General features: G+C 69.5%; 11 protein-coding genes. 10 read left to right on the plus strand and 1 reads right to left on the minus strand.

The genetic code is table 11. The features are described 5' to 3' along the window. Nucleotides 1-44: 44 nt before the first annotated feature. Nucleotides 45-2,876, minus strand: coding sequence for a GH32 C-terminal domain-containing protein (locus AB7V09_RS09290; protein ID WP_419143585.1), 2,832 nt, complete (start codon nucleotides 2,874-2,876; stop codon nucleotides 45-47). Nucleotides 2,877-3,120: 244 nt separating this feature from the next. On the opposite strand from AB7V09_RS09290, the gene AB7V09_RS09295 reads away from it, so the two are divergent. The 10 genes from AB7V09_RS09295 to AB7V09_RS09340 all read left to right on the plus strand — a co-directional run bounded on the left by AB7V09_RS09295 (nucleotide 3,121) and on the right by AB7V09_RS09340 (nucleotide 12,807). After that, nucleotides 3,121-3,417 (plus strand): PspC domain-containing protein, encoded by a 297-nt coding sequence (locus AB7V09_RS09295; protein WP_075414517.1) that lies wholly within the window; start codon nucleotides 3,121-3,123, stop codon nucleotides 3,415-3,417. 446 nt (nucleotides 3,418-3,863) lie between these two features. Further along, complete coding sequence (locus tag AB7V09_RS09300) at nucleotides 3,864-6,095, plus strand: NAD(+) synthase (RefSeq protein ID WP_419143586.1); 2,232 nt, start codon at nucleotides 3,864-3,866, stop codon at nucleotides 6,093-6,095. 302 nt (nucleotides 6,096-6,397) lie between these two features. After that, a complete protein-coding gene (locus AB7V09_RS09305; RefSeq protein WP_009407652.1) occupies nucleotides 6,398-6,838 on the plus strand; it encodes a PTS sugar transporter subunit IIA in 441 nt (146 codons plus the stop codon). Then, the gene (locus AB7V09_RS09310) at nucleotides 6,838-7,329 is read left to right on the plus strand and encodes a PTS system mannose/fructose/N-acetylgalactosamine-transporter subunit IIB (protein ID WP_419143587.1); all 492 of its coding nucleotides are present in this window, start codon (nucleotides 6,838-6,840) and stop codon (nucleotides 7,327-7,329) included. Before AB7V09_RS09305 ends, AB7V09_RS09310 begins: the two co-directional genes overlap by 1 nt. Nucleotides 7,330-7,438: 109 nt before the next feature. After that, nucleotides 7,439-8,371, plus strand: a complete 933-nt coding sequence (locus AB7V09_RS09315) for a PTS mannose/fructose/sorbose transporter subunit IIC (protein ID WP_003788909.1) — start codon at nucleotides 7,439-7,441, stop codon at nucleotides 8,369-8,371. Between the two features lie 21 nt (nucleotides 8,372-8,392). Further along, on the plus strand, nucleotides 8,393-9,250 hold the full coding sequence (locus AB7V09_RS09320; RefSeq protein ID WP_009407764.1) for a PTS system mannose/fructose/sorbose family transporter subunit IID: 858 nt from the start codon (nucleotides 8,393-8,395) through the stop codon (nucleotides 9,248-9,250). A 218-nt stretch (nucleotides 9,251-9,468) separates the two neighbouring features. Further along, entirely contained in the window at nucleotides 9,469-10,251 is a 783-nt protein-coding gene (locus AB7V09_RS09325; RefSeq protein ID WP_009407804.1) for an HAD family hydrolase, read from the plus strand. Further along, nucleotides 10,244-10,843, plus strand: a complete 600-nt coding sequence (locus AB7V09_RS09330; protein ID WP_009407466.1) for a hypothetical protein — start codon at nucleotides 10,244-10,246, stop codon at nucleotides 10,841-10,843. Before AB7V09_RS09325 ends, AB7V09_RS09330 begins: the two co-directional genes overlap by 8 nt. 82 nt (nucleotides 10,844-10,925) lie before the next feature. Next, the gene (locus tag AB7V09_RS09335; RefSeq protein WP_419143588.1) at nucleotides 10,926-11,834 is read left to right on the plus strand and encodes an HAD hydrolase family protein; all 909 of its coding nucleotides are present in this window, start codon (nucleotides 10,926-10,928) and stop codon (nucleotides 11,832-11,834) included. Between the two features lie 169 nt (nucleotides 11,835-12,003). Continuing rightward, nucleotides 12,004-12,807, plus strand: coding sequence for an HAD family hydrolase (locus AB7V09_RS09340; protein WP_256699515.1), 804 nt, complete (start codon nucleotides 12,004-12,006; stop codon nucleotides 12,805-12,807). The last annotated feature ends 173 nt before the right edge of the window (nucleotides 12,808-12,980 follow it).

The raw sequence follows: 12,980 nt of genomic DNA on the forward strand, positions 1-12,980 counted from the left end.
TGGTCGCAGGGGAAGGTCCCCGGCCGTGAGGGAGACGCTGCCGCTCAGGAGTGCCGACGGCGCAGGCGCAGCGTGTAGGCGCCGGTCGCGGCGGCGGCCGCCCCCAGGACGCCCAGGGTCAGGGAGGTGCCGGTGCGGGCCAGCGGGAAGCGGGCGGAGACGCTCTTACCGGCCGCAGCGGCGGTGGGGCTCGCCGATGCCGCAGCCGCCTTCGCCTGGCCGCGGGCCGGCCCTTGGACGGCGGGCTTGCCGGCCCCGGGGGAGTCGGGGCCCTCGGCCGGGGCGCCGGCGTCCTGGACGGAACCCAGGTGCCACAGGCTCAGGGAAGCCAGATGCGCCGTGCCGCCCTCGGCGTAGAGCGAGACCCCCGTGGCGTCCTGTTCGGGGTAGACGGTCTGGGTGATGACCGGAGTGCCGTCGGCCGCGAAGACCTCCACGGAGTGGGCGTCAACAATGATGCGCAGGTGGACCTGTCCCTTGCTGTCCGGTGACAACGGCGCGGTGGACCGGGCCGGGAACTTCGGGGAGAAGTCGGTGACCCCGGAGTGGGTGCGGTCCACGACGAGCTGCTTGGCCTTGGTGTCGTAGCCGATGAGCGTGTACTGCTCGCCGTTGTCGAGGACTTTGAGACCGGCGAAGGAGGAGGCGCCAGGGCTCAGGTCCACGCTGATGTCCAGGGAGGTGCCCTGAGCGGCCTGGCCGAGGGAGGTGTCGCCCGCCGGGATGTCGGTGTCCTTCCGGGTGAGCTCCTGGCCGGTGCGCAGGGACTCCAGGGCGGTGACGGGCTGAGCGGTCAGGCGCAGCTTGCCGTTCACCCGGGTCAGTCCCATCTCGCGCACCGTGGACATGGCGGTGCGCCAGGTGGTGGTGGGCAGGTCGCGCACGTAGGCCCAGTTGCTCATCCAGCCCACCTGGTAGCGCTTGCCGTTGGGGACGTTGTCCCAGGTGACGGCCGCGTAGTAGTCCTTGCCGTAGTCCAGGCGCGGGACGACGTCAGCCCCGGAGAAGGCCTTCGTGTCCGACTGGAGGATCTGGTCGACCATGAGGTGTCCCCAGTCCTCGGCGTTGCCGTTGTGGTCCTCGATGACGAGCCGGGCATTGCGGCCCTTGTAGGCCGTCACGTCCATGCTCGTCCACTCCAGGGTCCCGGAGTTGTTGCCGGTGGCGGAGGCGACGACCTTGCCGTCCACGACGAGGTTGACGGAGGTGTTGTCCGCGATGGGGGAGGCCTTCTTGTCCGAGGCGCGCACCTCGTCCAGGAGGATGTGTCCCCAGGGGCCGGTGGCCGTGTCGGTGACGACGATCTGGGCGGACTTACCCTTGAGATCGCTGACGTCCCAGCTCTGCCAGTTGAGCTCCTCCAGGTTGCGGCCAGTGGCCGAGCGCACCACCTTGCCGTCGACGACCAGCTCGACGACGCTCACCCCGGAGCCCCCGTCGGCGCCGCCCTCGGGGCGTGGGTTGTTGCCGCCGCCCATGAGGAGGTTGAGGTAGGGGGAGTCGATGGTGAAGGTCGGCGAGGTCGCGGTGCCGGTAGTGGCATCCGAGCCCTGCCCGGTGGCGGCGTCGAGATAGGTGTTGAGCAGCCCGGCGCTGGAGTGGTTGACCAGCGGCTGCTGGCCGGGGGTGGCGCCCTGAGGTGGCGTGGCCCCGAAGGCGTTGCCCTCCACGGTCCAGCCCTCCCAGGAGCCGTCGAAGCCGGCCAGGAGCCTGCCGCCGCCGTTGTCGCCGGTGGCCTGCGGGTTGTAGGGGTGCTTGCCGCCGGCGGTGCGCAGGTTGATGTAGGACGAGGAGACCGTGAACTCATCCGAGGTCAGCGTGCCGGTGTCGGCGTCGCCACTGCCGAAGGAGTCCACGTAGGCCTTGCCCTGGTGACCGGGCAGGTCCCCAGTGGCCGGGCCCGAGCCGAAGGCGGCGCCGTCGGCCTTCCAACCGGCGTAGCCGTTCTCGAAGTCGGCCAGGGTCGTGCCCTCATCGCCGGCGTAGTGGGGGATCTCGTCGGGGGTGAAGGTGGTGCCGTCCCAGCTGCCCACGAAGTACTGGGCGGAGTCGGCCACCGTGACCACAAGGACCCACTTGACCTCCTTGGAGCTGCCGTCGACCGGCAGCGGAAAGAAGTCCGGGCACTCCCACACCGCCGAGGTGATGCCCTCCCCACCGAAGCTGGACTGCTCGGTCCAGTGGATGAGGTCGGGGGAGGAGTAGAAGGAGACCCGGTGCTCGGTGGCGTGGGAGACCACCATGGTCCAGCGCCCGGAGGTCTGGTCCCAGAAGACCTTCGGGTCGCGGAACTCCTTGGAGCCGATGTCCAGGACCGGGTCCCCGTGGTTGTACAGGTTCCAGGTGCGGCCCTTGTCCGTGGAGTAGGCCAGGGACTGGGACTGGTTGCCGCCGACGTCGGCCCGCGTCCACACCGCGACCATGGCCGGGTTGTCCGGACTGCCCAGGCCGGAGGTGTTCTTGGTGTCGATGACCGCCGATCCGGAGAACACCCCGTACTGCGAGGTGTACGGGATCGCCACCCCCAGCTCCTGCCAGTGCACCAGGTCCTTGGAGACGGCATGGCCCCAGGACATGTTGCCCCAGTCCGAGCCCTCGGGGTTGTACTGGTAGAACATGTGGTACTCGCCGTCGTGGTAGACGAGTCCGTTGGGGTCGTTCATCCAGTTCTTCTGGGGGGTGTAGTGGCTCTGCGGGCGCCACCGCTCGCCGGACTGGTCGGCCTTCGGCGGCGCCGGTGCGGCTGGTGCGTTCGGTGCGGCGGAGGCCGGTCGGGCCTGGCCGGAGGCGGCTGCGGGCATGGAGGTCAGCGTAGAGGCGGCTGCCAGCAGGCAGAAGGCGGTCAGGGCGCTGAGTGCTCGGGTGGTCCGACTCATGTGTTGTCCTCCGGGAAGCAGGCTCGGCGTGAACGAGGGCGGGCGCCGTTGCGGGTCGGGGTGGTGCTCAGGGGCTGCCGCCCCGTTTCCCACGCCGATCCGATAACGCGCGTTAGCGCCGGTAATAAGTTACGCGGCCCCTCGACGTCGGGCAAGCACCCGGGGTCATTCCCGATCAGCATCGGGGACTTCTCAGGGTGCTCCCCGATAGTCGGTGGCGGGCCTCATCGTCCAGACTGTTGCCATGACGCAGCAGCAGTACCCCGGTCAGTTCAGCCAGTCCGCCCGCTCCGAGGGCGGGGGCTCCGCCTCCGGTCGGACGGGCGAGTTCTTCCGTTTCCGCGACTCCCTGCCCCGCCGTTCCCGCGAGCACCGCATTCTCGGTGGTGTCTGCGGGGGGCTGGCCGAGGCCTGGAACATGCCCGTGACCGCGGTGCGCGTCGGGGTGATCCTGGCCAGCTTCCTGCCCGGCCCCATGTTCCTGGTCTACGTCGGAGCCTGGTGCCTCATGCTCGACGAGCCCGCCCCCGCCCAGTACTGACTGTTCCCAGCCTGCCCGGGCGGGTCCGAGCCGACCGGCCCGGGCCGTGACAGTCCTCCGGAGACCTTGAGCGCTTCGGTAACACGACCCGTACCAGACTCACGACTACCGACATCGGCCGAGGACGTCGACGTCCTCGGCCTCGTAGAAAGAAAGGTGATGGCTGTCTCTTCGCTCTCCTCAATGCTTCTCTCCTGCCGTCTGTCCATCACTCGTTTTCTCCTGACGCATGCCCGTCCCTGCTGCCATCGGTTCCAGGCGGCGCCTCGGGTCCACGCGTGAGTGATGGGCTGCGCCCACCTCGCCGCCCCCGGTTCCACGGGTGACGTGGTGGGCGCAGTGCGTGGCGGCGCCCATCGGCCGGAGCCCGGAGCAGGCAGCGTTCCCGGCCGTGACACGGGGGCGGCGGCTTCGCGGGAAGGCGCCGTCGATGGGAGGATCGAGCCGTGACCGACACCGTGAATGACGCCGTAACCGACGCCGTGACTGCTCCAGCGACTGACATCGAGTTCCTCTCCGCCTACGACCAGGGCTTCGCCCGCGTCGCCGCCGTCACCCTGCCGGTGGTGCCCGTCGACCCGGCCGCCAACGCCGCCGCCATCATCGAGCAGGCCCGTACCCTGGCCGAGGACGGCGTCTGCCTGGCCGCCTTCCCCGAGCTGTGCCTGACGGGCTACGCCATTGACGACCTCCTGCTGTCCGACGTCCTGCTGTCCGACGTGCTCGCCGCCATCGAGACCCTGCGCGCCGCCAGCGCCGACCTCCTGACCGCTCTCGTCGTCGGCGCGCCCCTGCGCCTGGGCGACCGCCTCTACAACTGCGCCCTGGTCATCCAGGGCGGGCGGGTGCGCGGCGTCGCCCCCAAGTCCTACCTCCCCACCTACCGGGAGTTCTACGAGAAGCGGCACTTCGCCCCCGGCGACGCCCTGCCCGCCGGGGTGGAGAGCATCGAGCTGCCCGGTGTGCACGGCGGTTCCGGCAGCGGCGACGGCGTCGAGCCCTCAGCCCGGGTCCCCTTCGGGGCGAACCTCCTGTTCGAGGTCGAGGACGTCCCCGGCCTGACCTTCCACGTCGAGGTCTGCGAGGACATGTGGGTGCCCGTCCCGCCGTCGTCACTGGCGGCGCTGGCCGGGGCGACGGTCCTGGTCAACCTCTCCGGCTCGCCCATCACGGTGGGGCGGGCCGAGGACCGTGAGCTGCTGGCCCGCTCCTCCTCGGCCCGGGGACTGGCCGCCTACGTCTACGCCGCCGCCGGGCAGGGAGAGTCCTCCACGGACCTGGCCTGGGACGGCCAGACCCTCGTCTACGAGAACGGCGAGCTGCTCGGGACCACCGAGCGCTTCCCCGACGGTCCGCGCGCCACCGTCGTCGACGTCGACATCGAGGGCCTGCGCGCCGAGCGCCTGCGCCAGGGGACCTTCGCCGACAACGCCCGCACCTTGAGCTCCCCGGTCGCCGGCGCCCCGACCGCGGCCACCACCTTCACCGACCCGGCGGCCTTCCGGCGCATCCGGATCGGCGCCGCCGACCTGGCCGCCCCGCGCACGGACATCGGCCTGCGCCGCCGCGTGGACCGCTTCCCCTTCGTGCCCGACGACCCGGCCCGACTCGCCCAGGACTGCTACGAGGCCTACAACATCCAGGTGGCCGCCCTCGTCCAGCGCCTGGGGGCCATCGGCAACCCCAAGATCGTCATCGGCGTCAGCGGCGGCCTGGACTCCACCCACGCCCTCATCGTGGCCGCCCGCGCCATGGACCGCCTGGGTCGGCCCCGCTCCGACATCCACGCCATCACCATGCCCGGCTTCGCCACGAGCGCCGGCACGCGCCGCAACGCCGAGGACCTCGCCGTCGGCCTGGGCTGCACCTTCGAGGAGCTCGACATCCGGGCCACCGCCACCCAGATGCTCACCGAGATGGGCCATCCCTACGGCGAGTACGCCCGCACCGGGGTCCTGCCGGAGGGAGCGAGCGAGCGGGACCTCTACGACGTCACCTTCGAGAACGTCCAGGCGGGCCTGCGCACCGACTTCCTCTTCCGCATCGCCAACCACCGCGGCGGCATCGTCCTGGGAACCGGGGACCTCTCCGAGCTCGCCCTGGGCTGGTGCACCTTCGGGGTGGGCGACCAGATGGCTCACTACGGCGTCAACGCCGGCATCCCCAAGACCCTCATCCAGCACCTCATCCGCTGGGTGGTGGCCGAAGAGCTGTTCGATGACGCCGTCGGCCGCACGCTGCTGTCCATCCTGGACACCGAGATCAGCCCCGAGCTGGTGCCGGCCGAGGCCGGCGGCGCCATCCAGTCCACCCAGGCCAAGATCGGCCCCTACGCCCTGCAGGACTTCACCCTGTGGCACGTGCTGCGCCGCGGCTCGCGGCCCAGCCGCATCGCCTTCCTGGCGCACAAGGCGTGGGCGGACGCGCAGAGCGGGGACTGGCCCGAGGGGCTGCCGTCGTCGGAGAAGGTGGCCTACGACCTGCCCGAGATCCGGCGCTGGCTCGAGCTGTTCCACCGGCGCTTCTTCACCAACCAGTTCAAGCGCTCCACCCTGCCCAACGGGCCCAAGGTGGTGGCCGGCGGCTCGCTGTCCCCCCGGGGCGACTGGCGCATGCCCTCCGACGCCGCCGCGACCGCCTGGCTGGCCGAGCTCGAGCGCAACGTGCCGCGGGCGTGAGGCTCCCGTGAAGAACCGGGACTATTGTCCTATGATGTGAGGCACAACACAATGTGACTCCTGAGGTCCGCCTTGTTCGGGATTGATTTGAGCAAAGCGCATATTTACGGCGAAAAGTTACGGTGATGTTCTGGTAACGCGCGTTATCTTCGTTGGTTTTGTGCGCTTCTGTGTGAAAGTGGTGGGCGCCTGAGTGGTGGCGATCACGCTGATCCTTTTTATCGTCGCCCTGTCACACACGTTGCTGTTGCCCAGGCCATACACACCTTCGGCGGCAGCCCGGATGGGAAAGGTCCCCGCCCATGGTCTGCCTGGTCGTAGCCGCGCACGGACACTTGGCTGAAGGTCTTGTCGCCTCCTCAGCGATGATCGTCGGTCCCAGTGATGACGTCGTCGCCGTCACCTTCGAGCCCTCCGAGGGCCCCGATGACCTGCTGGCGAAGTACGCCGCCGCGGTCGAGGCCTCCTCCAGCCAGGAGTACCTCATCCTCGTCGACCTCTTCGGCGGCAGCCCTTATAACGCCGCCGCCCGGTTCGCGGCGGGGCGTGACGATGCCGACGTCGTCACCGGCGTCAACCTGCCCATGGTCATCGAGGTCCTGTCCCGACGTCTGACCGGCGCAGGTCTCGCCGAGCTCGTGGAGGCCGCCCGCACCTCCGCCGTCGACGGCGTCAAGGTCCTCTCCGAAGTCTTCACCCCTGCCCCCACCACCACTTCCGACGATGAAGGAGACGAGCTCTGATGGACGTCAAGCTCCTGCGTATTGATTCCCGCCTGGTTCACGGACAGGTCGCCAACAACTGGGCCGGATACCTGGGCGCCGAGGCCATCCTCGCCGTCTCCGACGGCGCCGCCAACGACGAGCTGCGCAAGACCCTCATGCTGCAGACCGGCGGCGGCAAGGTGAAGGTCCACGTGCTGGGAGTGGAGAAGGCCGCGCGCGTCTACAAGAACCCCAAGTACGAGACCCTCAAGGCCGTCATCGTCGTCGAGACCCCGGCCGACATCGTGCGCCTGCTCGACCTGGGCGTGGAGGCCAAGGAGGTCAACGTCGGCGGCATGACCTTCAAGCAGGGCACCAGCCAGGTCTCCCAGGCCGTCTACGCCAGCCCTGCCGACGTCGAGGCCTTCAAGGAGATCGACTCGCGCGGCATCAAGCAGTACATCCAGCAGGTGCCCTCCACCGCGAGCTCCGACCTCATGGGGGCCCTCAAGGAGAAGGGCCTGCTCTAAGGGCGCGGCCTTCGTCCCCACACCTCCCTCGCACACCTCCATCCCGTCACCCTTCGGTGGCGGGCTCAGCAGGAGTGTGCTGTCAACCCTCACATGAGAGAGACATACCGTGCATGACATCAATCTGATCCAGATCATTCTGGTCACGCTCGTGGCGTTCGTCGCGGGTATGGCCAGCGTCCTGGACGAGCGGCAGTTCCACCGCCCGCTCGTCGCCTGCACCCTGACCGGTATCGCCCTGGGCAACCCCGCCGTCGGCATCATGGTCGGTGGCTCCCTGGAGCTGCTCGCCCTGGGCTGGATGAACGTCGGTGCCGCCATGGCTCCCGACTCCGCCCTGGCGTCCACCGTCTCCACCATCATCGCCGTGGCCTCGGTCGGTGACGCCTCCTCCACCAAGAGCGCCATCGCGGCCGCCATCGGTGTGGCCGTCCCGCTGGCCGTCGCCGGCCAGGCCCTGACGATCTTCGTGCGAACGATCGCCATCTTCTTCGCCCATCAGGCCGACCGCTTCGCCGAGCAGGCCAACTACCGGGGCATTGCCATCATGCACTTCACGGCCCTGGGCCTGCAGGGTCTGCGTGTCGCCATCCCGACCGCAGTGGTTGCCGCACTGGCCTCGGGCGACACGGTCAAGCACGCCCTCGACGCCATTCCGAAGGTCATCACCGAGGGCCTGGGCATCGCCGGAGGCTTCATCGTCGTCGTCGGTTACGCCATGGTCATCAACATGATGAAGGCGCGCAAGCTCATGCCCTTCTTCTTCCTGGGCTTCATCTTCGCCACCTTCGCCACCACCGTGGGCGGCTCGGCCTCGGTCAGCGACCACAGCAAGGGCATCGACAAGTGGGTCATCGACCTCGCTCCCAACGGCGCCACCCTCGTGGCGCTGGGCATTCTGGGGGCCTGCCTGGCCGTCATCTACGTCCAGCTCAACCCCGAGTTCCACGACTCCGTGCGTCTGCCTGCCGCCGCCTCCCCCGCGGCCAGCGGCGGCTCCAGCAGCGACCTGGATGACGACCTCGACGACGAGCTCGACTGAGCTGGAAGAAGGAAGACTCTCATGACTACTGAAACCGCTCCGGCCACCTCGGAGAAGATGCTCACCACTCGTGACCTGCGCCGGATGTACTGGCGCTCCACCTTCCTGCTCGGCTCCTTCAACTTCGAGCGCATGCAGGCCATGGGCTTCTGCTACACGCTCATGCCCGCCATCCGGAAGTTCTACCGCGACGACAAGAGCGCCCAGGCCGCCGCTCTCAAGCGGCACCTGGAGTTCTACAACACCCATCCCTGGGTCTCCTCGGTCGTCTTCGGCGTCACCGCCGCCATGGAGGAGCAGAAGGCCAAGGGCGAGGAGATCTCGGAGGAGACCATCACCTCGGTCAAGGTCGGCCTCATGGGGCCGCTGGCCGGCGTCGGCGATCCCATCTTCTGGGGGACCGCTCGCCCCGTCCTGGCGGCGCTGGGCGCCTCCCTGGCCCTCAACGGCTCGATCGTGGGCCCGCTGCTGTTCTTCGTCGGCATCAACCTCCTGCGCGTGCTCACCCGCTGGTACGGCCTGAAGTTCGGCTACGAGCGCGGGACCGAGATGGTCACCGAGGTCGGCGGCGGGCAGCTCAAGAAGATCACCCAGATGGCCGCCATCATGGGTCTGTTCGTCATGGGCGCCCTGGTCTCCAAGTGGACCACCATCAAGTTCCCGACCGTGGTCTCCAAGGTCGCCGACCCCGACACCCAGATCGTCAAGGTGACGACCGTCCAGAGCATCCTCGACCAGCTGCTGCCCGGCCTGGCGGCGCTGGGCCTGACCTTCCTGTGCATGTGGCTGCTCAATAAGAAGGTCAACGCCCTGTGGATCATCCTGGGCATGTTCGCCTTCGGCATCCTGGGGCGCTGGACCGGCTTCCTGGGAGTCTGACGACGACATCCGCATCCCGTCTCTGAGCGGGGAGGGGGCGTAGGACTTGCTTCCAGCCCCCTCCCCGTTCCGTGTGTTCGGTAGAATGCGCGGGGCCGGCGCTAGCTCTCCCGGCGCGCCATCAGTGCTCCACCGGGGCCGTCCGACGCCTTCTCCCGCCCCGTCCGCCCCGCTCCGACGTCGTCCCCGTCCTCCTCCCCCTCAAGCAAGGAACCCGCGTGACCCGACTCCTCGTCACCGACCTGGACGCCACCATCGTCTTCGACCGCTCCGTCTCACCTGCCGACCGTGAGGCCATGGCCCGCTGGCGGGCCGCCGGCAACCTCCTGGCCGTGGACACCGGCAAGTCCTCCTTCGCCACCCGCGACGTCCTGGCGCCCCTGGGCGTCGACTTCGACTACGGCGTCGTCTTCACCGGGGCGGTCCTCATCGACGGCGGCTATCAGGTCCTCTCGGCCCGCTACCTGCCCGACGGCGTCGCCCGCGACGTGGCGACCCGCACCGTTGACCTGCCGGGGGTGACCACTTACGCCACCACCATCGAGACCGACTACATCCTGGCTGACAACAACGAGGAGATCTCCTCCATCCTCGCGGTCTTCGAGCACCTGAGCCTGGAGGAGATGGATGCCCACCGCTTCATCGGCGTGCCCCTGCGCGTCACCGACGACGCCCTGCGCGAGCGCCTCCACCACGACCTCACCCGGCGCTGGGAGGGCGTCCTGGACTGCCACCGCAACCAGGAGTTCCTCGACCTCGTGCCCGCCGGCGCCACCAAGGGCGCGGGCCTGCGCGCCCTCCTGGACGGGCCCCTGGCGGGACAGGATGTCGAAGTCTGGACCATCGGCGACTCCTGGAACGACCTGGACATGCACGCCGTCGCCGACCACGCCGTCGCCCTGCCCTGGTCCCCGCCGGAGGTGACGGCCGCGTGCGAGACCACCGTGGGCTCCATGGCCGAGCTCATCACCACGATCCTGGAAGGCGACCGGCATGAGTGAGAACAGCAAGACCGACGGCGCACGGACCCTGGGCGCCCGGGTGCGCGACTGGTTCAACGGCGGGGATCCCGACGGGCGCGCCAAGCTGCGCGCCTGGGCCACCGGGGAGGACGGCCGCTGGCGCGGCTACACCCACTCCATGGGCAGGTACGTCACCTGGCTCATGGTCATCGCCTGCGTCCTCTACCCCTTCACCCGGGGCATCGGCTCGATCCTGGCCCTGCTCGTGGCCATCTTCCTCATGGGCGGACGCGCCATGATCGAGCGGCAGGTGCGCCGCGACGTCTCCGACCTGGAGGAGGCCAAGCGCCAGTGGGGGCTCACCCGAAACCCCGAGTACCTGCGGTTCATGACCCTGCGCGCCGAGGGGCTGCTCGAGGACAACAAGATCCTCACCCCCGACTCGCGCAGCCTCCTGCAGGGCTACGCCCAGTGGGCCCACGAGCGCCTGGAGCGCGAGGACAAGAAGCAGGCCAAGAAGGCCCGCAAGGCCGAGAAGAAGGCTCGCCGGGAGGGAACGGGTCACGAGTCTGACGAGTCCGCTGACGCTGCGGCGAAGAATGAGGAGAATAAGGCTGCTGACGGCTCCTAGCGATTCTGGGCGGCTCGAGGGTCGCCCGCAGGCCGCTCTGAGGCGGCTGGAGACCGGCAGGACCGGAACGGAAAGGACTCCCATGCCACGCAGGCTCATCTCCACCGACCTGGACGGCACCATCGTCTTCAACGGGACGATCTCGCTGCGTGACCGCGAGGCCATGGCCCGGTGGCGGGCGGCCGGCAATCTCCTGGTCATCAACACCGGCCGGTCGGTCTCGGCGCTGGAGCACGTCGTGGTGCCCATGGGCCTGGAGTTCGACAACGCCATTCTCTACACGGGGGCCGCCATCGTGGATGAGGACATCCGGGTGCAGTGCTCCACGGCGCTGCCGGCCGGCGTCGTCGAGGACATCCTCGACTTCGTCGAAGGGGCACCGGGCGTCACCGTCTTCACCACCGGGCTGGACGAGGACCTGCTCATCTACGACACGATCGGCTCCGGCTCCGAGCTGCTGACCCTGTTCCGGCCGGCCACCCGGCGTGAGCTGGACGGGCGCGAGGTCATCGGGGTGCCGATGCGCTTCACCGACCCGGAGATGGCCGCACGCACCGAGACCTACCTGCACCGGCGCTGGGAGGGGCAGGCGGCGGGCTTCCGCAACCAGGACTTCATCGACGTTGTGCCCGCCTCGGCCTCCAAGGGGGAGGGCCTCAGGCGGCTGGTGGCGAGCCTGGTCGAGCCGCCCGCCGGGGAGACGGACGGCAGGACCGGGGAGGGTGCGTCCGGGACGGGAATGGCCGGGGAGGCGGCGGCCGGCGAGGCGCCGGTCGGCGGCTCGGCGGGGCTCGACGTCGCTCCGTGGACGGCGGAGCCGGTAGAGACCTGGTCCATCGGGGACTCCTGGAACGACATCTCCATGCACGCCGCCGCCGACCACTCCTACGCCCTGCCCTGGTCGCCGCCGGAGGTGGTGGCCCAGTGCGACGGCACGGTCTCCAGCCTCGCTGACCTCATCGACTCCCTCATGGGGCGACCGGCTTTCTAGTCCCCACACACTTCGACAGAAACTTCAGAATCGACGCGGCTCCGGGTCTTTTTTGAAGATTCGGTCGAAGTGTTGCGGCGTTGCGGCGTTGATGCGCCGGTGGGCTGGTGTCTCGCGGCGCGCGGTGGGCACGGGGCGGAAACGGGGAGCGCGGGCTATGCTCGCCGGCATGCGTTTGCTCGCCACGGATCTCGACGGCACCCTCGTCTTCCACCGCGCCGTCAGGCAGGCCGACGCCGAGGCCCTCGTGCGCTGGCGGGCCGCCGGCAATCTCCTCGTGCTGGCCACGGGGCGCTCGGTGCGGCTGGTGCAGCACGCCGTCGAGGTGGCCCGGGCCTCGACGTCCATCGGCCTGGACTACGACTACGCCGTGTGCGCCACGGGCACGACCGTCATCGACGCCGCCGGTCGGGTCCACCGTACCCGGACGCTTGAGGCCGACCAGGTGCGGGCGGTCGTGCGGGCGATCGGCGATGTCACCCAGGCCCCCGTCTCCGTGTTCGCCTCAACCCTCGAGCGCGACTACGTGCTGGACGACCCGATCGGCCTGTCCACCGACCAGCGCACGCCGCCGGACCGCTTCACCGCGGCGCCCCTGTCGCAGGTCGCGGGCCTGGGGGTGACCTCGATGCCGCTGCACATCCCCGATGTTCGGGCCGCCGCGGCGCTGGCCGGCGGCCTGGAGGAGACGGTGGACGGCATCAGCTGCACCCGCTCGACCGGCTTCGTGGACGTCACGGCCGCAGGCGAGTCCAAGGGGATGGGCCTGGGCCGGCTCGCCGAGCTGCTGGCCGACCAGGGCATGGAGGTCAGTGAGGTGGCCGCCGTGGGCGACTCCTGGAATGACATCTCGATGTTCGAGCAGGCCGACATCCCCTGCGCGATGGCCGGTGCCCCGGGCGAGGTCGTCGAGGCCGCCGGCGGGCGCACCACCCCGAGCGTGGCCGCCTTTATCGACGCCCTGCTGGCCTGAGGGCGCGTGGAGGCCGAGCCCGCGTGCCGCCGGCGCCTCCCGACTGCCTGCCTGAGCACCGACTGGTTCGGCGTGCCCACACTTCGACCGAATCTTCATAAACGACGCGGCTCCGGGTCGATTTTGAAGATTCGGTCGAAGTGATGGCGGTGGTTGGTGCCAGCGGCGGTGTT

The sequence above is a fragment of the Actinomyces sp. SKVG-SVH-4(1) genome (assembly GCF_048514265.1).
Taxonomy (GTDB): Bacteria; Actinomycetota; Actinomycetes; order Actinomycetales; family Actinomycetaceae; genus Actinomyces; species Actinomyces oris.

Bases quoted from the DNA above. Each gene is read 5' to 3' on its own strand.
- AB7V09_RS09290 (WP_419143585.1), bottom strand. From the start codon at position 2,876: ATGAGTCGGACCACCCGAGCACTCAGCGCCCTGACCGCCTTCTGCCTG.
- AB7V09_RS09295 (WP_075414517.1), top strand. From the start codon at position 3,121: ATGACGCAGCAGCAGTACCCCGGTCAGTTCAGCCAGTCCGCCCGCTCC.
- AB7V09_RS09305 (WP_009407652.1), top strand. From the start codon at position 6,398: ATGGTCTGCCTGGTCGTAGCCGCGCACGGACACTTGGCTGAAGGTCTT.
- AB7V09_RS09310 (WP_419143587.1), top strand. From the start codon at position 6,838: ATGGACGTCAAGCTCCTGCGTATTGATTCCCGCCTGGTTCACGGACAG.
- AB7V09_RS09320 (WP_009407764.1), top strand. From the start codon at position 8,393: ATGACTACTGAAACCGCTCCGGCCACCTCGGAGAAGATGCTCACCACT.
- AB7V09_RS09330 (WP_009407466.1), top strand. From the start codon at position 10,244: ATGAGTGAGAACAGCAAGACCGACGGCGCACGGACCCTGGGCGCCCGG.
- AB7V09_RS09335 (WP_419143588.1), top strand. From the start codon at position 10,926: ATGCCACGCAGGCTCATCTCCACCGACCTGGACGGCACCATCGTCTTC.
- AB7V09_RS09340 (WP_256699515.1), top strand. From the start codon at position 12,004: ATGCGTTTGCTCGCCACGGATCTCGACGGCACCCTCGTCTTCCACCGC.